General features: G+C 64.9%; 24 protein-coding genes. 20 read left to right on the top strand and 4 right to left on the bottom strand.

Going from position 1 to position 22861, the window contains the following annotated elements; translation table 11 throughout:
* Positions 1-119: 119 nt before the first annotated feature.
* On the bottom strand, positions 120-458 hold the full coding sequence (fliE, locus tag PSQ40_RS16075) for a flagellar hook-basal body complex protein FliE (protein ID WP_273952840.1): 339 nt from the start codon (positions 456-458) through the stop codon (positions 120-122).
* Positions 459-628: 170 nt separating this feature from the next.
* Here fliE and fliF point away from each other — a divergent pair, with 170 nt between their 5' ends.
* From fliF to fliR, 13 genes are all read left to right on the top strand, one after another.
* The gene (gene fliF / locus PSQ40_RS16070; protein WP_273952838.1) at positions 629-2329 is read left to right on the top strand and encodes a flagellar basal-body MS-ring/collar protein FliF; all 1701 of its coding nucleotides are present in this window, start codon (positions 629-631) and stop codon (positions 2327-2329) included.
* 24 nt (positions 2330-2353) lie between these two features.
* Complete coding sequence (gene fliG / locus PSQ40_RS16065; RefSeq protein WP_273952837.1) at positions 2354-3349, top strand: flagellar motor switch protein FliG; 996 nt, start codon at positions 2354-2356, stop codon at positions 3347-3349.
* A complete protein-coding gene (locus tag PSQ40_RS16060; protein ID WP_273952835.1) occupies positions 3330-4064 on the top strand; it encodes a FliH/SctL family protein in 735 nt (244 codons plus the stop codon). The genes fliG and PSQ40_RS16060 overlap by 20 nt, the downstream gene beginning before the upstream one ends.
* Positions 4065-4095: 31 nt before the next feature.
* Positions 4096-5472 (top strand): flagellar protein export ATPase FliI, encoded by a 1377-nt coding sequence (fliI, locus tag PSQ40_RS16055; RefSeq protein ID WP_273953060.1) that lies wholly within the window; start codon positions 4096-4098, stop codon positions 5470-5472.
* 20 nt (positions 5473-5492) lie between these two features.
* Positions 5493-5945 (top strand): flagellar export protein FliJ, encoded by a 453-nt coding sequence (fliJ, locus tag PSQ40_RS16050; protein ID WP_273952834.1) that lies wholly within the window; start codon positions 5493-5495, stop codon positions 5943-5945.
* 12 nt (positions 5946-5957) lie between these two features.
* The gene (locus PSQ40_RS16045; RefSeq protein ID WP_273952833.1) at positions 5958-7319 is read left to right on the top strand and encodes a flagellar hook-length control protein FliK; all 1362 of its coding nucleotides are present in this window, start codon (positions 5958-5960) and stop codon (positions 7317-7319) included.
* A 158-nt stretch (positions 7320-7477) separates the two neighbouring features.
* Positions 7478-8041: a flagellar basal body-associated FliL family protein gene (locus PSQ40_RS16040; RefSeq protein ID WP_273952832.1), complete on the top strand. Its 564-nt coding sequence runs from the start codon at positions 7478-7480 to the stop codon at positions 8039-8041.
* Between the two features lie 10 nt (positions 8042-8051).
* Positions 8052-9056, top strand: coding sequence for a flagellar motor switch protein FliM (gene fliM / locus PSQ40_RS16035; protein ID WP_273952831.1), 1005 nt, complete (start codon positions 8052-8054; stop codon positions 9054-9056).
* A complete protein-coding gene (gene fliN / locus PSQ40_RS16030; RefSeq protein ID WP_273952829.1) occupies positions 9046-9477 on the top strand; it encodes a flagellar motor switch protein FliN in 432 nt (143 codons plus the stop codon). The genes fliM and fliN overlap by 11 nt, the downstream gene beginning before the upstream one ends.
* Before the next feature lie 3 nt (positions 9478-9480).
* Positions 9481-9810, top strand: coding sequence for a FliO/MopB family protein (locus tag PSQ40_RS16025; protein ID WP_273952828.1), 330 nt, complete (start codon positions 9481-9483; stop codon positions 9808-9810).
* A gap of 61 nt (positions 9811-9871) precedes the next feature.
* Complete coding sequence (fliP, locus tag PSQ40_RS16020) at positions 9872-10600, top strand: flagellar type III secretion system pore protein FliP (protein WP_409338610.1); 729 nt, start codon at positions 9872-9874, stop codon at positions 10598-10600.
* A gap of 10 nt (positions 10601-10610) precedes the next feature.
* Positions 10611-10880 carry a flagellar biosynthesis protein FliQ gene (gene fliQ, locus PSQ40_RS16015; protein WP_273952827.1) on the top strand — a complete coding sequence of 90 codons (270 nt, stop codon included), beginning with the start codon at positions 10611-10613 and terminating at the stop codon, positions 10878-10880.
* 3 nt (positions 10881-10883) lie between these two features.
* Entirely contained in the window at positions 10884-11651 is a 768-nt protein-coding gene (fliR, locus tag PSQ40_RS16010) for a flagellar biosynthetic protein FliR (RefSeq protein ID WP_273952826.1), read from the top strand.
* A gap of 42 nt (positions 11652-11693) precedes the next feature.
* On the opposite strand, the gene PSQ40_RS16005 is transcribed toward fliR, so the two are convergent.
* Both PSQ40_RS16005 and PSQ40_RS16000 read right to left on the bottom strand, forming a co-directional pair.
* Complete coding sequence (locus tag PSQ40_RS16005; RefSeq protein WP_273952825.1) at positions 11694-12323, bottom strand: response regulator; 630 nt, start codon at positions 12321-12323, stop codon at positions 11694-11696.
* Entirely contained in the window at positions 12320-13441 is a 1122-nt protein-coding gene (locus PSQ40_RS16000; RefSeq protein ID WP_273952824.1) for a hybrid sensor histidine kinase/response regulator, read from the bottom strand. Before PSQ40_RS16000 ends, PSQ40_RS16005 begins: the two co-directional genes overlap by 4 nt.
* 206 nt (positions 13442-13647) lie before the next feature.
* Here PSQ40_RS16000 and PSQ40_RS15995 point away from each other — a divergent pair, with 206 nt between their 5' ends.
* The 7 genes from PSQ40_RS15995 (at position 13648) to PSQ40_RS15965 (ending at position 20152) form a co-directional block, all read left to right on the top strand.
* Entirely contained in the window at positions 13648-14094 is a 447-nt protein-coding gene (locus PSQ40_RS15995) for a hypothetical protein (RefSeq protein WP_273952822.1), read from the top strand.
* Between the two features lie 47 nt (positions 14095-14141).
* Entirely contained in the window at positions 14142-14504 is a 363-nt protein-coding gene (locus PSQ40_RS15990) for a response regulator (protein ID WP_027476349.1), read from the top strand.
* Positions 14505-14543: 39 nt separating this feature from the next.
* Entirely contained in the window at positions 14544-16736 is a 2193-nt protein-coding gene (locus PSQ40_RS15985) for a chemotaxis protein CheW (RefSeq protein ID WP_273952821.1), read from the top strand.
* A gap of 27 nt (positions 16737-16763) precedes the next feature.
* Complete coding sequence (locus tag PSQ40_RS15980) at positions 16764-17249, top strand: chemotaxis protein CheW (RefSeq protein ID WP_273952819.1); 486 nt, start codon at positions 16764-16766, stop codon at positions 17247-17249.
* 83 nt (positions 17250-17332) lie between these two features.
* Positions 17333-18223, top strand: a complete 891-nt coding sequence (locus PSQ40_RS15975; protein WP_273952817.1) for a CheR family methyltransferase — start codon at positions 17333-17335, stop codon at positions 18221-18223.
* 28 nt (positions 18224-18251) lie between these two features.
* Positions 18252-19004 carry a chemoreceptor glutamine deamidase CheD gene (cheD, locus tag PSQ40_RS15970; RefSeq protein WP_273952816.1) on the top strand — a complete coding sequence of 251 codons (753 nt, stop codon included), beginning with the start codon at positions 18252-18254 and terminating at the stop codon, positions 19002-19004.
* Between the two features lie 23 nt (positions 19005-19027).
* On the top strand, positions 19028-20152 hold the full coding sequence (locus PSQ40_RS15965; protein WP_273952815.1) for a protein-glutamate methylesterase/protein-glutamine glutaminase: 1125 nt from the start codon (positions 19028-19030) through the stop codon (positions 20150-20152).
* 176 nt (positions 20153-20328) lie between these two features.
* On the opposite strand, the gene PSQ40_RS15960 is transcribed toward PSQ40_RS15965, so the two are convergent.
* The gene (locus PSQ40_RS15960; RefSeq protein WP_273952813.1) at positions 20329-22230 is read right to left on the bottom strand and encodes an ATP-binding cassette domain-containing protein; all 1902 of its coding nucleotides are present in this window, start codon (positions 22228-22230) and stop codon (positions 20329-20331) included.
* Between the last annotated feature and the right edge of the window lie 631 nt (positions 22231-22861).

Genomic DNA, 22861 nt, shown 5'->3' with positions numbered 1-22861 from the left:
GGCTTTTTGCTTGGTGGGGTGTTGTCTTGTCGAGGGGGAAGGGGAGGCGGGAGGCTGGGGAGTGGTGAGGGTGGGGCGGCGGCGAATCAGGCGGTGCGCGGGGCGCTGGCCGGTGTCGCTCAGACCTGCATGTTCATGATGTCGGTGTAGGCCTGCACCATGCGGTTGCGCACATGCAGCGTGGCCTGGAAGCCGATCTGGGCCTTCTGGATCGCGAGCATGGTGTCTTCCAGGCTGACCGCCGGGTTCTCGAGCTGCACTTCACGCTGCAGGCTGCTGGACTTCATCTGGGCGGCGCTGACCGACTTGAGCGCGTTGCTGAGTTCACTGGAGAAGCCGGCACTGCCCGTGGCGTCCGCACCCCCCGTGCTGGCGCCGCCAGCGGGTTTGCCGATGGCGGTGCTGCGGCTGGTGAGCGGGGTGTTCAGGGGGGTGATGGTGGGGAATCGCAGATCCATGTTGCGTCTCCAGGGAACTTGTTGACGCCGATGGTAGGGGTTTGCCTGCGTCGCAGCCCTTTGAAATGAGGTCCAAACAGCTGGTTTATCCCGCCGCTGGCGAGGGGGTGGGCGCCCAATAATCGGCTCCAACCTGAGGCGTGGTCTCACCCTTTCAATCTGGAATCAAGATGTCTGCCGTCGCTGAACTCCCGTCTACCCCAGTGGCCCCTTCGTGGTCACAGAAACTGGCCGAGCTGGACCGTGCGCAGAAAACCAAACTGGCGCTGGGCCTGTTGGCCTTGGTCGCTGTGGCGCTGGCCGGTTTTTTCATGACCCGCCAGGCCGATTGGCGCGTGCTCTACGCCAACCTCAGTGACAAGGACGGCGGCGCTGTGGTGGCCCAGCTGGCCACCATGAACGTGCCCTACAAGTATTCGGAGGGCGGTGGCGCCATCCTGGTGCCCTCGGACCGGGTGCATGACCTGCGTTTGCGCCTGGCCTCGCAAGGCTTGCCCAAGGGGTCGGTGGCGGGCTTTGAGCTGATGGAGGGCAACCACTTCGGCGTCACCCAGTTCCAGGAACGGCTGAACTTTCAACGGGGCCTGGAAGGCGAGCTGACCCGCTCGATCCAGGCCGTGGCGGCCGTGCAGAGCGCCCGGGTGCACCTGGCGCTGCCGAACCAGAATGGCTTTTTCCGCGAGCAACAAAAGCCCTCGGCCTCGGTGCTGCTGACCCTGTACCCCGGTCGCCTGCTGGACCGCGCCCAGTTGGCCGGCATCGTGCACCTGGTGGCGTCCAGCGTGCCCGAGATGAACCCGGCCGCCGTCAGCGTGATTGACGACAACGGCAAGCTGCTGTCGGCAACCCCCGAGGCCGCCGGTGCGGGCGGCGACGCCCAGCAGCTGCAGTACGTGCAGCAAATCGAGCAGCAGCTGAGCAAGCGCATCATCGACATCCTGGAACCCGTGGTCGGGCGTCAGAACGTCAAGGCCCAGGTGACGGCGGAAATTGATTTTTCGCAGACCGAATCGACCTCGGAATCGCACCGCCCCAACCAGACCGCCGACTCGGCCGCCGTGCGCAGCCAGCAGGTGGTCGAGAGCGGTGGTGCGCCCCAAGCCACGCCGCCCACCGGCGTGCCCGGCGCCACCAGCAACCAGCCCGCCGCCGCCGCCAATGCGCCCATCAATGGCCAGGCCCAGCCGCTGACCACCGGTACCGCCGCCTCGGCCGGCACCAGCCCGGTCAAGAAAGAGTCCGTGACCAACTACGAGGTCGACAAGACCATCAAGGTGGTCAAGGGCGGCTCCGGTGCGGTCAAGCGCCTCAGCGCCGCCGTGGTGGTGAACTACCAGCCCGGCGTCGAAGAAAAAGGCAAGACCGTCAACAAGCCCATGACCCCCGAGCAGATCGAGCAGATGACGGCCCTGGTGCGCGACACCATCGGCTACAACAAGGACCGGGGCGACTCCGTCAACCTGATGAACACGCCGTTCATGGCAGGGGCCGCGCAGGACACGGCCATCCCGCTGTGGAAGCAACCGGAAATCCTCGAGCTGGCCAAGAGCTTTGCCTGGCCGGTGGGCATGGTCCTGTTTGCCCTGGTGGTGCTGTTTGGCATGGTGCGCCCGGCCGTCAAGGCCATGAACGCCCCGCCGCCGCCGCCGCCGACGGAACTGCTGCCGACCGCGGGCGGTCAGCTCAACGCGCTCGAGTCCGATCAGCCCGATCGCCCCGACCTGCTGCCGGCCCCGAACGCCGAGAAGGCCGTCGAGCCACCGTCCGCAGAGCAGCTGCGCCTGGAAGACGCCCGCGTTTTGGCCAAGCAGAATCCGATCGCAGTCGCTAATATCATCAAGACCTGGGTCAACGGCGAAGCGCCGGCTTGACCGCCCACGCTGCGGAGAGATGATATGGACGAACAAGGCTTGAACGACGCGGCGATCTTTTTGATGTCGCTGGGTGAAGAGGAGGCCGCCGAGGTCTTCAAACACCTGTCGCCCAAAGAGGTTCAGAAGCTCGGCGAAACCATCGCACGCACCCGTTCCGTGTCGCGTGACCGGGTGGACGAGGTGGTCACCAAGTTCACCAACGCGGCAGCCCAGCAGAGCCTGCTGGTGTCCGACACCAGCGACTACGTCAAGGCCGTGCTGCGCCGGGCGCTGGGCGACGACAAGGCGTCGCTGCTGATCGACCGCATTTTGCAGGGCGGCGACGTGTCCGGCATCGAAAGCCTGAAGTGGATGGACCCGCTGTCGGTGGCCGAGTTGCTGCGCAACGAACACCCCCAGATCGTGGCTGCCATCCTGGTTCACCTGGACTACGACCAGGCGGCCGGGGTGCTGGCCCAGCTCACCGAACGCCAGCGCGGCGAGGTGATGCTGCGCATTGCCACCCTCGAAGGCATCCAGCCGACGGCGCTGAAAGACCTCAACGAGGTGCTGTTCAAGGTGTTGGCCGGAGGCGACAAGATCCGCAAGACCTCGTTGGGCGGCATCAAGACCGCGGCCGAAATCATCAACTTGCTGGGCAGCAACATCGAGGGCACGGTGCTCGAGTCGATCCGCGGCTACGACCCGGACCTGGCGCAGAAGATCATGGACAAGATGTTCGTGTTCGACGACGTCATGAAGCTCGACGACAAGTCGATCCAGCTGGTGCTCAAGGAAGTGGCGTCCGAAACCCTCATCGTGGCCCTCAAGGGGGCCGCCCCCGAACTCAAGGAGCGCTTCCTCGGCAACATGTCCTCACGGGCCGCCGAAACCCTGCGCGAAGACCTGGAGTCGCGTGGGCCGATGCGCCTGTCCGAGGTCGAGGCCCAGCAGAAGGAAATCCTCAAGACCGTGCGTCGCCTGGCCGACGAAGGCCAGATCGTGATCGGAGGCGGTGGTGACGACGCCCTCATCTAACCGTGCCCGGCAGTACGCGCGCTTCATCCCGCGCGAGGAGATCGACGACGTCGCCCACTGGCAGTTCACCGAGGTCGACGAGAAAGCCCGCCTGCGTGCCGCGGTGCTGGCCGCGGCCGAGAAGCCGCCCGAGCCCGTCATCGACGAAGCCATGCTGCAGCAGGCGCGTGACGAGGGTTACCAAGCGGGCCTGGAGCAAGGTCGCATGGAGGCCGCACTCGAAGGCCAGCGTCGCCTGGACGAGTACATCACCAGCCAGGGCAGCCTGGCCAGCGAACGGCTGAACGCCTTGATGGCTTCGCTGGAGCAGCGTTTTGCCGACGTCGAACAGACGGTGGCGCAGGGCGTGCTGGCCATGGCCTGCGAGGTGGCGCGTCAGGTGTTGCGCCGTGAATTGGCCACCGACCCCGAGTCGCTGCGCCCGGTCATCCGGGAGGCCCTGGGTCTGCTCGCGGCCGATGCCCGCACCGCGGTGGTTCGACTGAACCCCGAGGACCACGAGACCTTCAAGTCGGTGCCCTCGGAAGAACTGGGTGGCCAGGCGCTCAAGTGGGTCAGCGACGCCAACGTGCCGGTCGGGGGCTGTCTGATCGAGGCCGCTGGCGCCCAGGTCGACGGCACCTTGCAGCGCCGCTGGGCGCGTGCCGTCGCCAACCTGGGCGTGGACACCCCCTGGTCGGCGACGGAGGAAGAGGCCCATGACCCAGCCGCCTGACCGCCCCGACAGCAGCCACTGGGCCACGTTCATGGCCGACCTGCAGCACCGGGCCTCGCGCCCGACGCTGCTGGAAACCCGGGGCACCCTGACCCGCCTGACCGGTCTGGTGCTCGAGGCCACCGGCATCCGTGTGCCCGTGGGATCGCAGTGCTGGATCACCCAGAAAGACGCCGAGCCCATCTTGGCCGAGGTGGTGGGATTTTCGGGGGAGCGCGCATTTTTGATGCCCGCGGGCGACATCCATGGCCTCTCCAGTGGCGCCGTGGTCACGCCCGCGCTGCCCTATGTGCCCACGCCGCGCCTGGGCGACGAGCCGCTGCCGGCCTCGGCCATGGCCTTGGGCGTGTTGCGCCTGCCGGTCGGCGATGGCCTGTTGGGCCGGGTGGTCGACGCGTCGGGCCAGCCGCTGGACCACCAGGGCCCGGTGCTCGATGTGGTGGCCGAACCCCCGGGGCGGCGCCAGGTCAACGCGATGGACCGCGACCCGGTGCGCGAACCGCTGGACACCGGGGTGCGCGCCATCAATGCCCTGCTGACCGTGGGCCGTGGCCAGCGCCTGGGCTTGTTTGCGGGTTCGGGGGTGGGCAAGAGCGTGCTGCTGGGCATGATGGCCCGCTACACCCGTGCTGACGTGATCGTGGTGGGCCTGATCGGGGAGCGTGGCCGCGAGGTCAAGGAGTTCATCGAGGACATCCTGGGCGCCGACGGTCGCGCCCGCTCGGTGGTGGTGGCCGCGCCGGCCGACGCCCCGCCGCTGCTGCGCATGCAAGGCGCAGCCTACGCCACGGCGGTGGCCGAGCATTTTCGCGACAAGGGCAAGCATGTGCTGCTGCTGATGGATTCGCTAACGCGCTACGCCATGGCCCAGCGCGAGATCGCGCTGGCGATTGGTGAGCCGCCCGCCACCAAAGGCTACCCGCCGTCCTGCTTTGCCAAGCTGCCCCAGCTGGTCGAGCGCAGTGGCAACGGCTTGAACGGTGTCGGGTCGATCACGGCCTTCTACACCGTGCTGTCCGAAGGCGATGACCAACAGGACCCGATTGCCGATGCGGCACGCGCCATCCTGGACGGCCACATCGTGCTGACCCGGGCGCTGGCCGAGTCGGGCCATTACCCGGCGATCGACATCGAGCAGTCGGCCTCCCGCGTGATGCACAACGTGGTGTCGCCGGTGCATGTGGAGGTGGCGCGCCGCTTCAAGGCGATGTACTCGCGCTACCAAAAGAGCCGCGACCTGATCCAGGTCGGGGCCTATGTCAGCGGCAGTGACCCCGAACTGGACGAGTCGATTCAATTGCAGCGGGGCATGAGCGGCTTTTTGCAGCAAGGCATGCACGAGGCGGTGTCGCTGGAGGACTCGTTGACGCAGATGGCCACCAGTCTTGGTTTGCAGATCAATTCCTGATGTGAAGAAGAGGTGACCGCATGGCACAAGGCAAAGGTTTGCAAGTGGCAATGGAGGCAGCGCAGCGCCAGCGCGACGCCGCCATGCAGCGTCTGGCCCAGAAGCGCCAGGCCCGCCAACTGGGCCAGCAGCAGCTGGACCAGCTGACCGGCTACGCCACCGAGACCGAACAGCGTTCCATCCTGCGTGGCCAGATCGGCACCTCGCCCGAGGTCATGCAGCACCACCTGCAGTTCATGGCCCGCCTGGAGCAGACCATCGAGTTGCAAAAGACCCAGATGGGCCTGCACGACGAGGCGGTGCAGGAGGCCGAACGCCAATTGCTGATGGCCGAGTTGCGCCTGGTCAGCCTGCGCCAGGTGGTGCAGCGCCGCGAGCGAGACGCCGCGCTGAGCCAGCAGCGCCGCGAACAAAAAGAGTTGGACGAAATGGCAGCGTCCCGTTACCGCCTGATGACCCAGGCCACGGCTTGATGAGGTGTCCCCATGAGTGTTGAATCCACCAAAGCCCAGAACAGTTCGCCGAGCAGCGCCGTCACGGTGTCGGCGCCCAAGAATGCCGCCAAGGCGTCGCCCGCCGGGGGCGCTGGCGCTGACGGGGCGGGCTTCACCGGTTTGCTGGACAACTTCAGCAACCCCCCTGACCCAACGCCTGCCGCGCAAAGCGGGCTGGACGCTGCGGCCCAGGACGCTGGCGACGACGATCCCGCCAAGGACGCCGGTGCGCGCCGCAAGGCCAGCCGACCTGGCGAGCCCGGCGAAGCGGCGGGCGCCGAGGCCCAGACCGCCGCCGACCTGCTGGCGCAGATGGCCCTGATGGCCGAGGCGGCGCGCCAGGCCGCCGCCGCGGCCCAGCCCGCGCCGGCCGAGGGCAGCACTGCGGCCCAGGGCAACACCGATCCGGCGGTGCTGGCCGCGGCCTTGAACGCACAAAAGCCGGCGGCGGCCCTGCCGCAGGGCCCGGCGACCGGTGCCTCGGCCCAGCCGACAGCCGCCAGTGCGCTGTCGGCCTTGGGCGAGGGGGTGAGCACGGTCGCCAAGGGGCCGCGCGACGTGTTGGCCCAGTTGCAGGCGCAACTGCAGGCCCTGGACAAGGGCCGTGCTGGCGCCGAAGTCGAAACCAGCGCAGCGCTGCAGACCCAGGCGGCCAAGGTCGAGACCCAGTTCAAGGACTTGGCGGCCCGCGCCCTCGATGCGATCCCGCTGGGTGGCGTGGCCGAAGAGGTGACTCAGGCGCTGAGCAGCCTGGTCGAGCCCGAGAAGAACAAGTCGACCGCGGCCGCTGAATCACGCAGCGGGGCCTCGGAAGGCAACGGCTGGTTGGCCACGGGCGACAGCCAGGACCGCCTGCAACCCCTGGGTGTGACCGCGGCCGGTGCCAGCGATGCGGGCCAACAGATGGCCGATGCCCAGTACCGCAACCCCGAAGATGTGGTGGCCGAGCAGGTCAGTTACTGGATCAACCAGAAGCGCCAGGGCGCCGAACTGACCCTGGACGGTGGCCAGGGCCAGCCGGTGGCGGTCAGCATTTCCATGAACGGCAACGAAGCCTATGTGGTGTTCCGTTCCGACCAGGCCGCCACGCGCGAGATGCTCAATGGCGCGCTGCCCGAGCTCAAGTCCTTGTTGCAGAGCGAGGGCCTGATCCTGTCGGGCGTGTCGGTCGGCGCTGGCCAGGGGCAAGGGCAGATGGGCCAGTCCGGGCGCCAGGCCCAGGGCAGCGACGGCAACGCCCGCCGCTCGGGCGTGGGGGGTGTCGGTGGTGCAGGCCGGGCCGAGGCCGAACCGGCGGGCACGGTGCTGCGCCGCAGCGTGAACAGCAACCAGGCGCTGGACCTGTTCGTCTGATGGGTGGGTTCACGCGCTGGCCCGGCCTGGCGCGTGGTTTAGCCCCGGTTTCGGGGGTCTATTCTGGCTATTATTGGGCTCGATTGACCCAATAATGCTCATCAAGAGCCCCGCTTTCGTCTGCCCCGCAGCGCGAGCCCATGCCGGAAGGAATAAACGTGTCAGATGCACCCGCAGCCGATGCCAAGGAAAAACCCAAGAGCAAGAAGATGATCATCATTGGTGGCGCCGTGGCGCTGCTGCTGATCGTCGGGGGTGGTGCGGGCTGGTTTGTCATGTCCAAGAAGAATGCGGACGAGGAGGGCGGTGAGGAGAAGGCGCCTGCGGCCGCGCCGGTCGCGCATGACAAGCCCAAGGCCCCGCCGACCTACCTGCCGCTGGAGAACATGGTGGTCAACCTGGCCGATGCCGGTGGCGAGCGCTTCGTGCAGCTGGGCGTGACGTTCGAGATCTCCGACCCCAAGGCGGCGGACCAGGTCAAGGCCTACCTGCCCGCGATCCGCAACCAGATCCTGATCCTGGTGTCCCAGACCAGCTCCGAAGACCTGCTCAAGCGCGAAGGCAAAGAGAAGCTGGCCACCGAGATCCTCAACGAATCCTCCCGCATCCTGGGCTACGACCCCGATGACGAGGAAGAGTCGCCCAAGAAGAAGAAAAAGAAAGTCCGCAAGCCGGAGAGCCCGTTGACGGCGGTGCTGTTCGCCAACTTCATCGTCCAGTGAGGAGCCCGGCATGAGCGAATCCTTTCTGTCCCAGGAAGAAGTCGATGCCCTGCTGGAAGGCGTCACTGGCGAGAGCCAGAAGATCGTCGAGGACATCCCCGAAGCGGGCTCGGTCCGCAGCTACGACATCTCCAGCCAAGAGCGCATCGTGCGCGGGCGCATGCCGACGATGGAAATCGTCAACGAGCGCTTCGCCCGCAACTTCCGCATTGGCTTGTTCAACTTCATCCGCCGCAGCCCTGAAGTGTCGGTGGGCACCGTGTCGGTGCAGCGCTACAGCGCGTTCCTGCGCGAACTGGCGGTGCCGACCAACTTCAACATCGTGGCCATCCGGCCGCTGCGTGGCAGCGGCTTGATTGTTTGCGAGCCGGCGCTGGTGTTCGGCATCATCGACACGCTGTATGGCGGTGTCGGCAAGTTCCAGACCCGCATCGAAGGGCGTGATTTCTCGCCCACCGAGCAGCGCGTGATCAACCGCCTGGTGGACGTGATTTGCACCGAATACAAGAAGGCCTGGCAGGGCATCTACCCGCTCGAGCTCGAGTACCAGCGCTCGGAAATGCAGCCGCAGTTTGCCAACATTGCCACGCCCAGTGAAATCGTGGTGTCGACGGCGTTTCAGCTCGAAATCGGCGAACTGTCGGGCGCCATCCACATGTGCATGCCCTACGCCACGCTGGAGCCGATCCGCGATGTGCTGTATTCGTCCACGCAGGGCGACTCGATCGAAGTCGACCGCCGCTGGGTCAAGGTGCTGACGCGCGAGATCCAGGCCGCCGAGGTCACGCTGGTGGCCGAGCTGGCGCGCGCCGATGCGACCGTCGAGCAGTTGCTGGCCATGAAGCCGGGCGATTTCATCGAACTGGACCGCCAGCCCCGCATCCGCGCCTCGATCGGTGGGGTGCCGGTGTTTGATTGCCAATACGGCACCCACAACTCGAAGTACGCGATCCGCATTGAGGAATGCCTGCGTGGCAACGACCTGAATTGGATTGGAGATAAGAATGTCAACTGAAGATAACCAGGATCCCGCCGACGATCCCATGGCGGGTTGGGCCGAAGCCCTGGAAGAGCAAAAGCGCGCCGACGATGCGCCGCCGGCCCACGAGCCGGGAGGGCCGCTGTCGGGCAATGAGGTGCCGCGCAGTTTTTCGTCGGCCGAGTCGCCGCTCAACGACATCAACATGGTGCTGGACATCCCAGTGCAGTTGTCGGTGGAGTTGGGCCGCACCAAGGTGCCGATCAAATACATCTTGCAGCTGGCCCAGGGTTCGGTGGTCGAGCTGGATGCACTGGCCGGCGAGCCGATGGACGTGCTGGTCAATGGCTACCTGATCGCCCAGGGCGAGGTGGTGGTGGTGAACGACAAGTTCGGTATCCGCCTGACCGACGTGGTCACACCGTCCGAGCGCCTGCGTCGCGTCAGCAAGGGGTAGGCCATGTGGCAGTCGATTGGGCCGTTGGCCCTGCTGGTGGCCTTGCTGGCCCTGCTGCCCATGGGCCTGCGCTGGTTGCAGCGGCGCCAGGGGGCCAAGGGCGGGGCCGGGGCCTGGTTTTCGTCGGACCTGATTTCGTCGGTGGCGGTGGGCCCGCAGCAGCGGGTGGTCACGGTCGAGGTGGGGCCGGCCCATGCCCGCAGCTGGCTGGTGCTGGGCGTGACGGCCCAGCAGGTGACCTGCCTGCACACCATTCCCATGGCGCCTGGCGCGGCTGCCGAGGCCCAGGCTTTGGCCGCACCGGCCGCGCCCGGTGCATCGGATGGGGTTTGAGTTGAGCGCTTTCTTTCGTTGGACGGGCCGTGCCCGAGGGGCTCGTTGGGGCTTTTGGGCGCTGCTGGCCTTGGCTTCGGCGCTGCCGTGGGCGGCCTGGGCCCAGGCACCGGCTGGGGGCAACCTGCCTTTGCTGGTGGGGTCGGGCGGGGGCAACTCCAGTTTCTCGGTGCCCATCCAGACCCTGCTGTTCTTCACCTCGCTGTCGTTCCTGCCGGCGGTGCTGTTGATGATGACGGGCTTCACCCGCATCGTCATCGTGCTGTCCTTGCTGCGTCAGGCGCTGGGGACGCAGTCCGCTCCGCCCAACCAGGTGGTGGTGGGCTTGTCGCTGTTCCTGACCTTCTTTGTCATGGGGCCGACGCTGGACCGGGTCTACCAGGAGGCCTATCTGCCCTACACCACCAATGCCATCACCTTCGAGCAGGCCTTGGTCAAGGCCGATGCGCCGGTGCGGCAGTTCATGCTCAAGCAGACACGCCAGTCGGACTTTGCGTTGTTCGCCCGGCTCGCCAAGCTGGACCCCAGCGTGACGGCCGAGACTGCGCCGCTGCGCATCGTGGTGCCGGCCTTTGTCACCAGCGAGCTCAAGACGGCGTTCCAGATCGGTTTCATGATCTTCATCCCCTTCCTGGTGATCGACATGGTGGTGTCCAGCATCCTGATGTCGCTGGGCATGATGATGTTGTCGCCGGTCTTGGTGGCCTTGCCATTCAAGATGATGTTGTTTGTGCTGGCCGACGGCTGGAACCTGTTGATCGGTTCGCTGGCGGCGAGCTTTGTGAATTGAGGGGCGCCGCATGAACCCGCAAATGGTGTTGACCGCCGGGCGTGAAGCCCTGGAACTGCTGCTGATGGTGTCCTTGCCGGTGCTGTTGGTGGTGATGCTGGTGGGCATCGTGGTCAGCATTTTTCAAGCCGTGACCCAGATCCAGGAAACCACCCTGACCTTTGTGCCCAAGCTGCTGGCGGCGGTGGTGGTGTTCATGATCGCCGGGCCGTGGATGCTGTCCACACTGGTGGACTACCTGCGCCGCACCATCGAATCGATTCCCTCGCTGGTGGCCTGAGCCGTGATTTCGATCTCCGAGGCCCAGATCATGGCCTGGTTGTCGCCGATCCTGTGGCCCTTCATCCGCGTGTTGGCGATGTTCTCCGTAGCGCCGGTGTTCACCCTGCGCGCGGTGCCGATGCGCGTCAAGATCGGCCTCGCGTTCCTGGTCGCCCTGTCGGCCCAGGGCGTGTTGCAGAACCAGCCCATCATCAGCGTCAACGGCCCGCAGGCGCTGGGGGCGGTGTTGCAGCAACTCGGGGTGGGGTTGTCGATTGGCTTTGCGGTGCGCATCGTGTTTGCCAGCGTTGAACTCGCTGGCGAGTTGATCGGCCTGCAGATGGGGCTGAATTTCGCGTCCTTCTTCGACCCCATGACCAATGCCCAGACCAGCGCTGTGTCGAGCTTCATGGGCAACATCTCGACCTTGTTGTTCGTGGCGGCCAATGGCCATTTGATGCTGCTGATGGCGGTGGTCAAGAGCTTTGATGCGTTCCCGGTTGACGGCAACATGCTCGAATCGCTGGGGCGGGTGCAGGTCTACCAACTCGGCTCGGACCTGTTCGCGAGTGCCTTGTGGATCGCCCTGCCGGTGATCGGGCTGTTGCTCTTCGTCAACCTCATGCTGGGCGTCATTTCGCGCGTGGCGCCGCAGATGAACATCTTCGCGGTGGGTTTTCCGGTCACGCTGACCATCGGCCTGCTGGGCATCGCGCTGACCATGCCCATGATGGACAAACCCGTGATGGCCCTGCTGGAGCGGGCCTTTGACCTGTTCGGGGTGCGCTGAGACGGGGGCTCGGGCAGGGGCGGGGCGGGAGCGCGTGCGGTCTCAGACCAGGTTGTTGCGGATCGCGTAGACCGTCAGTTCGGCGTTGTTGCTCAGGCCCAGCTTCTCGAGCACCCGGGTGCGGTAGACGCTGACGGTCTTGGGGCTGAGCATCAGCTCCTCGGCGATGTCGGACAGGCGCTTGCCGGTGGCGATCTTCAGCAGGGTCTGCAGCTCGCGCTCGGACAAGGTGGCGTGCGGCGCCTCCTGGGCGGGGCGCGACAGGCTGTCGGCCAGCAGCTGCGCGACCTCCGGTGTCAGGTACTTGCGCCCATCCATCACCGTGCGCACCGCGCGCGCCAGGTCTTCGGGGTCGCCTGCCTTGTTGAGGTAGCCCTGGGCGCCGGCCTTGAGGCTGCGCAGGGCGTACTGGTCTTCGGGGTACATCGAGACGATCAGCACCTTGATGTCGGGGTGCGATTCCTTCAGGCTGGCCAGCACTTCCAGGCCGCCGCGACCGGGCATGTTGAGGTCCAGCAGCAGCACATCGCACGGCGCGGTGCGCAGCGCTTCGCGCAGTTCGGGGTAGCTGCCCGCCTCGGCGGTGACCTGGATGTCCACCGCTTCGGACAGCGTGTCGCGGATGCCACGCCGCAACATGGCGTGGTCGTCACAAAGCATGACGCGAATCATGGGTTTTCCTCTTCTGGCGGCGGTGCGGAGTGGGTGCTTGGCCCCAGGGGGACGGTCAGCGTGATGGCGGTGCCCCGGCCGGGTTGGCTGCTGATGTCCAGCCAGCCCCCGGCCATGCGGGCCCGCTCCTTCAAGCCCTTGAGTCCAAAGGACCGGGGCTTGGCAAGTTCCGCGGGATCAATGCCGCGGCCATTGTCAGCGATCTCCAGGGTCAGGGCGGCGCTGTCCTCTGAAATGTCCATCTCGACCCGGCTGCAATCGGCGTACTTCGTGATGTTGGTCAAGGCTTCCTGGGCGGTGCGGTAGGCCACCAGCTGCACCTCGCGCGAGGCGTTGCTGCGGTCCATGCGCGCTTGCAGCCGGGCCGGGATGCTGGTGCGCCGGCTGAAACTGTCGGCCAGCCACTGCAAGGCGGGCACCAGGCCCTGGTCGAGGATGGGCGGGCGCAGGTTGAGCATGATGCGCTGGCTGGCGCCCAGGGCGTGCTGCAGCATGTCGCTGGCCGCGCGCAGGTGGGCCTGGCTGGCTTCATCGGGGCTGTGGCGGCTCAGCCACGCCAGGTCAAATTTGACCGCGGTCAGCGCGCCACCGATGTCGTCGTGGATCTCGCGTGCGATGGCGGCGCGCTCTTGTTCGATCGAGCTTTGCAGGTGCTCGGCCAGTTCGGCCAGTCGGCGCTCGGAGGCGGCGAGGTCGAGCGCGGCTTGTTCGCGCTCGCGCCGGGCCTGGGTCACCTCCAGCGCCCGCGAGATGGTGTGGGCCAGTTTGCCCATGCTGTCCTTGAGCAGGTAGTCGGCAATGCCCTGCTGGATGGCCTGCACCGCCGCCGCCTCACCGATGGCGCCGGACAGCAGCACCACCGGGATCTGGCTGGCCAGGCCGGCCTGCACCAGCCGTTGCCAGGCCTCGAGTGCGGTGAAGCCCGGTAATTGGTAGTCCGCCAGCACGATGTCGGGGCGCCGGCCCAGTGCGGCCTCAAAGTCGCTCAGGGTTTCCACGCGTTCGATCAAAAAATTCAGCGAAGCTCGCTTCAAAGCGAGGCAAGCCAGTTCATGATCTACACACGAGTCTTCCAAATGCAAGATCCGCAAGGGTTGGCAATTTGATTCGTTGGACATAGTGCAATATGATAGAGCGCGCAAGGCGAGTGGCATTCATGCAGGCCTTGCTTGCAGTTTTTGGTGTTTTTTTGCCCAAATCGGGGTGTGGCAGCGGTTTTTTTGTGATTCGGGGGAGGCACATCCTCCCCGCGTATTGCAAAATGCTTCCACAGTAACGGTGAATTGCAAACGCTTGAAAGTGTGTTCGTGGCGACGGAGAAAAAATGCAACCAGCGCTAGACAACCCCAAGGAACCGGCTGTCCACCTGCCGGTCATGGCCGTTGCTGAAATTCAAGATTCTCTTCTGGTGGTGATGCACGACCTGCATCGGCTGGAAGGACTCTTGAACCACGCAGCGGACAACCTGCTGGACCGCTTCGGCACGGCCAACCAGAGCTTGGCCGAACTGGACGCCGGCGGCCCAGACGCGGTGGTCCGGGTGCGCGATGCCTTGAAAAGTGCAGTGACTGAGCTGCAGTTTCACGACATGGCCACCCAGTTGATCACCCACACCACCAAGATACTGCAAGGGTGCGCCTTCCGCCTGGCGTCCGAGTCCATGGGACTGGACGAGGGTGAAGAAGCTGCACCTTATGCCGACCAGATGCCAGAACGGCCCAATCCGGTGACCCAAAGCGAAATGGACGCCGGGTCGATTGATCTGTTCTGACACATCCCTTACCTCACTCAGTTGATAAATAGTTGCTGGAGCCCTAAATGCAATCGATTCTTGCCGTTGATGACTCTCCGTCCATGCGGAAGATGGTGTCCTTCACCCTGACCGGCGCTGGTTACAACGTGGTCGAGGCGGTGGATGGTCAGGATGCTTTCGAGAAGGCCCAGACGCACCACATCGATCTGGTCCTGGCCGATCAGAACATGCCTCGCCTGGATGGCATCGGTCTGACGCGCAAGCTGCGTGAGCACCCCAAGTTCAAGACCATCCCGATTCTGATCCTGACCACCGAGTCCAGTGACCAGATGAAGCAGGCGGGTCGCAGCGCCGGCGCAACAGGTTGGCTGGTCAAGCCCTTCGACCCCAATCGCTTGATCGAGGTCATTCAGAAGGTCATTCGATGAGCCGAAACTACCTTCAGTTGACGTATTCAGGAGCAAGACATGGCTGAAGCACATGAGGGTGGCAGTTCTGGCTCAGATTTTGATCTGAGTCAGTTTTATCAAATCTTCTTCGAAGAAGCCGGCGAAAACCTGGACCTGATGGAGCAGATGCTGCTCGAACTGGACCTGGCCAACGCCGACGACGAAGAACTGAACGGCATTTTCCGCTGCGCCCACTCGATCAAGGGCGGCGCTGCCACCTTCGGTTTCTCGGATGTTGCCGAGCTGACCCACCACATGGAGTCGCTGCTGGACAAGCTGCGCCGTCGCGAGCTGACGCCGATTCCGCCGATGGTGGACGTGCTGCTCGAGTCCGCAGACGCCTCGCGCGGCCTGCTGGCGGTGCACCAAGCCGGCGGCGAAGGCACGCCCCCGTCCACGGTGGACCTGGTGCGCCGCATCAGTGAACTGGCTTCGGGTCAGGTGCCCGTGGCGGCCCCCCGTCCTGCGCCCGCACCGGCGCCGGCCCCCGTGGCTGTGGCCCCGGCGCCTGCACCGACCCCGGTGGCCGCCCCGGCGCCCGCCTTGGCCGATGGGGTGCGTCGCCTTGAAATCGTGGTGGGGCCATTGGGCCGTCCCGAGCAGGCCGACGCCATCCCCGAGCTGTTCCGTGACATCCCGGGCCTGGGCACCATCCAGTCGCGCGACAGCGCGCAGGCCGACCACCGCACTTTCGTGGTGGAAACCGCCTCCTCGGATGCCGAACTGCTGGACCTGTTTGTGTTCCATGTGGCCAAGGAGCAGGTGCACATCCGTGACCTGGCCGCGGCCGCACCCGCGCCCGCGCCGGCCAAGTCGGCGGACATTCCTGGCTTTGGCCTGTTTGATGCGCCGGAACCGGCGGCTGAACCGCCCGCAGTGGCCGCCAGCGCCAGCCCGGCGCCGGCCGGTTTTGGCTTCTTCGCGGGGGCCCCTGGGGTGCCCGAAGCAGCGCCGCCCGCTGCCAAGCCTGCGGCCGATGCTGAGCCCGCCAAGACCGCCGTGGTGCCCAAGGCCGCCGAGCCCAAGGCCGCAACTCAGGCCCAACTGGAAGCGGCCACCATCCGGGTGGCCGTCAACAAGGTCGATCAGCTGATCAACCTGGTGGGCGAGCTCGTGATCACGCAGGCCATGCTGGCGCAGAACAGCCGCAGCCTGGACCCGGCCCTGAACCAGCAGTTGCTGGCCGGCCTGGCGGACCTGGACCGCAACACCCGCGATCTGCAGGAATCGGTGATGTCGATCCGCATGATCCCGATGTCCATCGTGTTCAGCCGCTTCCCGCGCATGCTGCGTGACCTGGCCAACAAGCTCGGCAAGAAGGTGGAGCTGATCACCCAGGGTGAAGCCACCGAACTCGACAAGGGCCTGGTCGAAAAAATCACCGACCCGCTGACCCACTTGGTGCGCAACAGCTGCGACCACGGCATCGAACTGCCCGAAGATCGCCTGGCCAAGGGCAAGGCGGCGCATGGCACGATCACCCTGTCGGCGGCCCACCAAGGCGGCTCGATCGTGATCGAGGTGCGTGACGACGGCCGCGGCCTGTCGCGCGAGAAGATCCTGAACAAGGCCCGTGAGCGCGGCCTCGATGTGTCCGACCAGATGAGCGACGGCGAGGTCTGGCAACTGATCTTCGCGCCGGGCTTCTCCACGGCCGAAGTGGTCACCGACGTGTCGGGCCGCGGTGTCGGCATGGACGTGGTCAAGAAGAACATCCTGGCCCTCAACGGCACAGTCGAAATCGACTCGGCCGAAGGCTACGGCATGAAGGTCTCGGTGCGCCTGCCGCTGACGCTGGCCATCATGGACGGCATGTCGGTGGGCGTGGGCGACGAGGTCTACATCCTGCCGCTGTCGTCGGTGGTCGAGTCCTTCCAGGTCAACGACGACTCCGTGAGCACCGTGGCCCAGGGCTCGCAACTGGTCAAGGTGCGCGACGAGTACATGCCGGTGATCGAGCTGGAGAAGGTGTTCCAGGTGCCGCGCTTCGACTTCGAGAAGAGCAGCAGCATCATGGTGGTGGTCGAGGCCGAAGGCAGCCGCGTCGCCCTGCTGGTCGACGAGTTGCTGGGCCAGCACCAGGTGGTGGTCAAGAACCTCGAAACCAATTACCGCAAGGTGCCCAATGTGTCCGGTGCGACCATTCTGGGCGATGGCAAGGTGGCGCTGATCCTGGACACCGGTGGTCTGGTGCGCCGCGCCCGCCACTGAAACGACGAGTCTTTGAAGGAGAACATCATGAGTGTGATCGGTAAGAGTTCTGAGGGTGCCATCACCGGTGCACGTGAGTACCTGACGTTCCGTCTGGACCAGGAAGAGTACGGCATCGACATCCTGAAGGTGCAGGAAATCCGTGGCTACGAGCCGCCGACCCGCATCGCCAACGCGCCCGAGTTCATCAAGGGCGTGGTCAACCTGCGCGGCACCATCGTGCCGATCGTGGACATGCGCCTGAAGTTCAACTGCGCCAACGCGGAGTACAACAACTTCACGGTGGTGATCATCCTGAACCTGCGCAGCCGCGTGGTGGGCATCGTGGTCGACTCGGTCAGCGATGTGATGGAACTGTCCCCCGACAACATCAAAGCGGCACCGGACATCGAGAGCGTGATCGACAACGGCTGCATTCTGGGCTTGGGCTCGGTGGGCGAGCGCATGCTGATCTTGCTGGACATCGAGAAGCTCATGTCTGGCGTGGACATGGGGCTGGTGGCCTCCCTCTGAGTCTGTCACCAACAACCGCGACCGCGTCGGTGTCAGCCCACTGGATGGACACGGCGGTCAGCACTTGCAAGGGGAAGTGAATGATGTCCAGTGCACGCCGGCCTGAAGCGGCCGGGGCTCGGGAGAAACTGGTGGCCACGGCGCTGCCGCCTGGGCCTGTGGTACAGGGGCGTGAGTTCGTCTGGACCGATGCCGACTTCTCCCGGGTGCAAGCGCTGATCTACCAGCGTGCGGGCATCAACTTGCACGATGGCAAGCACGCCATGGTGTACAGCCGCCTCTCGCGCCGCCTGCGCGAGACGGGGTACACCAGCTTCCGCGATTACCTGACCTGGCTTGAGAACCACGACGGCCCCGAGTGGCAAGAGTTCGTCAACGCCCTCACCACCAACCTGACCGCGTTCTTCCGCGAGCAGCACCACTTCGAGATCTTCGCGACCCTGCTCAAGTCCCGGCCGGCCTCGACCCCTTGGCGGGTCTGGTGCAATGCGGCGTCGACGGGCGAGGAGCCGTACTCGATCGTCATGACGGCCTTCGAGAGCCTGGGCAACAACGCGTCCTTCAAGCTCACCGCCAGCGACATCGACTCGAAGGTGTTGGCGTCCGCCTCGCAAGGGGTGTACCGCCTGGAGAACCTCAAGGGCCTGAGCCAGGAGCGCCTGCAACGCTTCTTCATGCGCGGCAAGGACTCGAACGCCGGTTTGATCCGCGTCAAGCCCGAGCTGCGCAAGGCGATCGACTTCCTGAGCGTGAACCTGATCCGTGACGATTGGCCCTTCAAAGAGCCCTTCGATGTGGTGTTCTGTCGCAACGTGATGATTTACTTTGATGCGCCGACCCAGCGCAAGGTACTGGAACGCATCCACCGGGTGTTGAAGCCCGGGGGCATGTTGTTTGTCGGTCATGCCGAGAACTTCAGCGAGTCACGCGACCTGTTCACCCTGCGGGGCAAGACGGTCTACGAACGCCGTTGAGCCCACAACCACCATTGACTAGCCGACCATGACCTTCCCGTCCAACCCACCTTACCCGGCGTCGCGGTCTTCACTGCCTCCGGGAGGCACCGACCGTCGGCAAGTGCCTCGCATCCACCCGGTGTCGCCCAATGCCTACAACACGGCTGGCGCCACAGGGGCTCGCACCTCCACGCTGGAAGACCTCAAGAGCCGCTCGCGCAAGCCCAGCGAGGCGAGCTTTTTCTACTTTGACCACCACTTCCAGTACAACGCCGTCAAGGTGCTGCCGGGCGAGTACTTCGTCGCTGACGAGAACCTGGTGATCATGACGGTGCTGGGTTCGTGCATCGCTGCCTGCATCTGGGACAGCCGTTCGCTGGTCGGGGGCATGAACCATTTCATGCTGCCAGACGGCGAGGCCGGCGATTCGTCGGGCCGCTATGGTTCGTACGCGATGGAACTGCTGATCAACGAGTTGATGAAGCAAGGTGCCCGCCGTGAGACCATGCAGGCCAAGATTTTTGGTGGTGGTGCCGTGATGGCCAACTTCACGACCATGAATGTGGGCGAGCGCAACACCAAGTTTGTGCGCGATTATTTGCAGACCGAACGCATTCCGGTGGTGTCCGAGGACGTGCTCGACATCTACCCGCGCAAGGTGTGCTTCTTCCCGGTCACCGGCAAAGCCATGGTCAAGCGCCTGGCCCACGCCCATCCGGAAACGCTGGCGCAAGAGAAAAAGGGCAATGTGGCCACGGTGGTGCAGACCACGGCGGGTGGCTCTGTGGATCTGTTTTGATGGTGATGGATATAAAAATGGGGATGAGCAAGAAGATCCGTGTGGTGGTGGTTGACGACTCGGCGCTGGTGCGCAGCCTGCTGTCTGAGATCATCAACCGCCAGCGCGACATGGAATGCGTGGGCACGGCCAACGATCCGTTGATTGCCCGCGAGATGATTCGCGAGCTGAACCCGGATGTCATCACCCTCGACGTCGAAATGCCCCGCATGGATGGCATCGATTTCCTGGGACGCTTGATGCGCCTGCGTCCGATGCCCGTGGTGATGATCTCCACCCTGACCGAGAAGGGGGCCGAAGTCACCTTGCGCGCGCTGGAGTTGGGGGCGATCGACTTTGTGGCCAAACCGCGTGTGGGCCTGGCCAATGGCATCAATGAACTGGCCAACCAGATCGTCGACAAGATCCGGGTCGCCTCGGTGGCCCATGTGCGCCGGGGCCATCAGGAACTGCTGACCCACGCCATGCCCAGCGGGGCATCTGCCTCGACGACCGCTGCGGCGGCGCCGGCCGCACCGCGGGCCGCCCCCACATTGCTGGGGCGCTTGTCGACCGAGAAGCTGATTTTCATTGGCGCCTCGACAGGCGGTACCGAAGCCATCAAGGAGATCTTGGTGCGCATGCCGGCCGACTCGCCGGGCATTGTCATCACCCAGCACATGCCGCCAGGGTTCACGACCAGCTTTGCCGCCCGCCTCAATGGCCTGTGCCAGATCACCGTCAAAGAAGCCGTGCATGGTGAGCGCATCTTGCCGGGCCACGCTTACATCGCCCCCGGTGGCAAGCAGTTCCGGGTCGACCGCAGTGGGGCGAACTACGTGGCCGTGGTCGAGGACGGTGAGCCGGTGAACCGGCACAAGCCCTCGGTCGAGGTGCTGTTCAAATCCGGGGCGGCACTGGTGGGGCGCAATGCCTACGCCATCATGCTCACCGGCATGGGCAACGACGGTGCCCGCGCCATGCGTGAAATGAAAGACGCCGGCAGCTACAATTACGCCCAGGACGAGGCCAGTTGCATCGTGTTCGGCATGCCGCGCGAAGCCATCGCCCATGGCGCGGTGGACGAGGTGCTGCCCTTGGACAAGATCGCTGGCGCCTTGCTGGCCAAGTTGGGCAGCGCAAGCGACCGGCTGCACCACCGCATCTGAACCGGGGGTGCTGCCGCACCTGGCCGTGCAAAAGGGGGCGAGGCCCCCTTTTTTTATGGCGCGCGTTTGGCTTGGCGCCTGACGCCCCCCTGCTGGGCGGGGCGGGTGGCGATCCCCGGTCCCGCTGCCCCGTCAGGGCTTCGGGTGGCCTGGGTCCGCAGGCGCCACCGAGGCGGTCAGGCGGACAGGGTTTCCCAGCGTTCCAGGGCGTTCATCAGGGCGTCTTCGATCTCCGCATTGCGCACCCCCAGTTGGGCTGCGCGCGCCGGGTCTTCGGCATACAGGCGACCGTCGGCCAGGGCCGATTGGATCTCCGCCTGTTCTTTCTCCAGGTCGGCGATCAACTGTGGCAGTCCGTCCAGTTCGCGTTGCTCCTTGTAGCTGAGCTTTTTGCGGGCGGGCGCAGGGGCTTTGGGGGCTGCCGGAGCAGGGGCTGCGGCGGGCGCCGCCTCGGTTTTGGCCTCGGCCTTGCTGGCCTGGGCCTTGTTGGCGGCGGCGTTGATTTGACGCGAGCGCTGTGACTGGATCAGCCAATCTTGCACACCGCCTTCGTATTCGCGCCAGAGCCCGTCACCTTCAAACGCCAAGGTGCTGGTGACCACGTTGTCGAGGAAGGTCCGGTCGTGGCTGACCAGGAACACGGTGCCGTCATAGTTCTGCAGCAGGTCCTCGAGCAACTCGAGGGTGTCGATGTCGAGGTCGTTGGTGGGCTCGTCGAGCACCAGCACATTGGTCGGGCGGGCAAACAGGCGGGCCAGGAACAGGCGGTTGCGCTCGCCCCCCGACAGCGATCGCACTGGCGAATTGGCGCGAGCCGGCGAGAACAGGAAGTCGCTGAGGTAGCTCTTCACATGCTTGCGCTGCTGGCCGATCTCGATCCATTCGCTGCCGGGGCTGATGAAGTCCTCCAGCGTCGCATCGAGGTTGATGGCCTGTCGCATCTGGTCGTAATACGCCACTTGCAGGTTAGCCCCCTGGCGCACCTTGCCCGAGTCCGGGGCGAGCTCGCCCAGGATCATCTTCAGCAGGGTCGACTTGCCTGCGCCGTTGGGGCCAATCAGGCCGACCTTGTCGCCGCGCAGGATGGTTCCGGTGAAGTTGCGCACGATGGTGCGGTCGCCGAAGGATTTGGACACCTCGGTCAACTCGGCCACGATCTTGCCTGTGGGGGCGCCTGAGGCCACATCCATCTTCACACTGCCCAACACCTCGCGGCGGGCTGAGCGCATTTCACGCAGCTTCTCGAGGCGACCGATGCGGCTTTGGCTGCGGGTGCGACGCGCTTCCACGCCTTTTCGGATCCAGATCTCTTCCTGGGCCAGCAGCTTGTCGGCCTTGGCGGCAATCACGGCCTCCTGCGCCAGTTGCTCTTCCTTCTGCAGCAGGTACTGGGCAAAGTTGCCAGGGTAGGAGCGCAGGTGACCGCGGTCCAGTTCCACGATGCGGGTCGCCACCTGGTCCAAAAAGGCGCGGTCGTGGGTGATGGTGATCACGCTGCCCTTGAAGTCCTTGAGCAAGCCTTCGAGCCACTCGATCGAATCCAGGTCCAGGTGGTTGGTGGGTTCGTCCAGCAGCAGCACATCGGGCTGGGCCACCAGCGCCTGCGCCAGGGCGACGCGCTTCTTGGTGCCCCCTGACAGGCTGCCTACCACGGCTTGCGCATCGAGGTGCAGCCGGTGCAGGGTTTCGTCGACGCGTTGCTCCCAGTTCCAGGCGTCATAGGCTTCAATCTGCGACTGCAGGGCGTCCAGGTCCACGCCTTCAGCGCCTGACAGGTACTGGTCACGCAGTGCCGCCACGGCGGCCAGGCCTTCACTGGCCGATTCAAAGACGGTGTGGTTGGGGTCCAGGTTGGGCTCTTGCGCCACAAAGGCAATGCGCAAGCCCTGCTGCACTTGCAGCGTGCCATCGTCGGGCTTTTCGAGCCCCCCGAGGATCTTGAGGAGGGAGGACTTGCCCGCGCCGTTGCGACCAATCAGGCCGACGCGCTCCGCGGTTTCAAGTGAGAAGGTGGCGCCGTCGAGCAATGCGACGTGCCCAAACGCCAGGTGGGCGTCAAGAAGAGTAAGGAGTGCCATTGGGCTCGATTATCCCGCCTGGCGGCCAGGAGGGGTGGGCGACGCAGGGAGGCCTCTATATAGAGGGTGCTTCACACCCCTTGCCACGCCCTTGGGAAACAACGGGCTCCAGTGGAGCTCCTCGGTGGGTTGTCGTCCTGGATTGGCCTGTGTTGGGCGCTGGGGATTTGGCCGGTGGCCCACCTGGGCAGGGCCTCGAGCCAGTACCTCCCAGGGGCACTCCCCAATAGGGGAGCGCGATTGTTTGGAAGTTTTTTGCACTTCTTGCTTTGGCCCCGAAATCTTGTGTATACTTGCGGGCTCGACTGATGAAACAGTCCTTCTAGCGGTAGCTTCGGTTGCTGTTGGTGGTTGGCAAGTTCGGCGTTGGGTTGGCTCTTTGGGCTGATCTGGTTGCTGAAGGTGCTGAGAGAAAAAAGTCTTCTTCGAGTTGACTGTGCTGCAAAAAGCGGTATATAATTCGAGGCTCTGCTGAAAACGCAGTGACTGACAAGCGGTGAGTTGGTTGGGGTTGCAAGACTTTGATTGACTGAAGCGAGTTAGAAAAAGATTAAAAAGTTTTGCCAGTTACTTAAAAACTGTGCTAGAATTTAAGGCTGCGCTGATTACAGCGCGCTGAAGCGAAAAGCGA

The organism is Curvibacter cyanobacteriorum, assembly GCF_028649475.1.
In the GTDB taxonomy this organism is placed as follows: domain Bacteria; phylum Pseudomonadota; class Gammaproteobacteria; order Burkholderiales; family Burkholderiaceae_C; genus Curvibacter; species Curvibacter cyanobacteriorum.
This window is presented reverse-complemented; position numbering and strand designations above follow the sequence as displayed.

What these genes read in the sequence shown, in the direction of transcription:
- PSQ40_RS15995 (WP_273952822.1), top strand. Translation starts at nt 13,648, where the DNA reads ATGCAACCAGCGCTAGACAACCCCAAGGAACCGGCTGTCCACCTGCCG.
- PSQ40_RS15985 (WP_273952821.1), top strand. Translation starts at nt 14,544, where the DNA reads ATGGCTGAAGCACATGAGGGTGGCAGTTCTGGCTCAGATTTTGATCTG.
- PSQ40_RS15960 (WP_273952813.1), bottom strand. Translation starts at nt 22,230, where the DNA reads ATGGCACTCCTTACTCTTCTTGACGCCCACCTGGCGTTTGGGCACGTC.
- fliG (WP_273952837.1), top strand. Translation starts at nt 2,354, where the DNA reads ATGGACGAACAAGGCTTGAACGACGCGGCGATCTTTTTGATGTCGCTG.
- cheD (WP_273952816.1), top strand. Translation starts at nt 18,252, where the DNA reads ATGACCTTCCCGTCCAACCCACCTTACCCGGCGTCGCGGTCTTCACTG.
- fliQ (WP_273952827.1), top strand. Translation starts at nt 10,611, where the DNA reads ATGAACCCGCAAATGGTGTTGACCGCCGGGCGTGAAGCCCTGGAACTG.
- fliN (WP_273952829.1), top strand. Translation starts at nt 9,046, where the DNA reads ATGTCAACTGAAGATAACCAGGATCCCGCCGACGATCCCATGGCGGGT.
- fliM (WP_273952831.1), top strand. Translation starts at nt 8,052, where the DNA reads ATGAGCGAATCCTTTCTGTCCCAGGAAGAAGTCGATGCCCTGCTGGAA.
- PSQ40_RS16025 (WP_273952828.1), top strand. Translation starts at nt 9,481, where the DNA reads ATGTGGCAGTCGATTGGGCCGTTGGCCCTGCTGGTGGCCTTGCTGGCC.
- fliJ (WP_273952834.1), top strand. Translation starts at nt 5,493, where the DNA reads ATGGCACAAGGCAAAGGTTTGCAAGTGGCAATGGAGGCAGCGCAGCGC.
- PSQ40_RS16045 (WP_273952833.1), top strand. Translation starts at nt 5,958, where the DNA reads ATGAGTGTTGAATCCACCAAAGCCCAGAACAGTTCGCCGAGCAGCGCC.
- PSQ40_RS16005 (WP_273952825.1), bottom strand. Translation starts at nt 12,323, where the DNA reads ATGATTCGCGTCATGCTTTGTGACGACCACGCCATGTTGCGGCGTGGC.
- PSQ40_RS16000 (WP_273952824.1), bottom strand. Translation starts at nt 13,441, where the DNA reads ATGTCCAACGAATCAAATTGCCAACCCTTGCGGATCTTGCATTTGGAA.
- PSQ40_RS15980 (WP_273952819.1), top strand. Translation starts at nt 16,764, where the DNA reads ATGAGTGTGATCGGTAAGAGTTCTGAGGGTGCCATCACCGGTGCACGT.
- fliE (WP_273952840.1), bottom strand. Translation starts at nt 458, where the DNA reads ATGGATCTGCGATTCCCCACCATCACCCCCCTGAACACCCCGCTCACC.
- PSQ40_RS15975 (WP_273952817.1), top strand. Translation starts at nt 17,333, where the DNA reads ATGTCCAGTGCACGCCGGCCTGAAGCGGCCGGGGCTCGGGAGAAACTG.
- PSQ40_RS15965 (WP_273952815.1), top strand. Translation starts at nt 19,028, where the DNA reads ATGAGCAAGAAGATCCGTGTGGTGGTGGTTGACGACTCGGCGCTGGTG.
- fliF (WP_273952838.1), top strand. Translation starts at nt 629, where the DNA reads ATGTCTGCCGTCGCTGAACTCCCGTCTACCCCAGTGGCCCCTTCGTGG.
- fliI (WP_273953060.1), top strand. Translation starts at nt 4,096, where the DNA reads ATGGCCGACCTGCAGCACCGGGCCTCGCGCCCGACGCTGCTGGAAACC.
- PSQ40_RS15990 (WP_027476349.1), top strand. Translation starts at nt 14,142, where the DNA reads ATGCAATCGATTCTTGCCGTTGATGACTCTCCGTCCATGCGGAAGATG.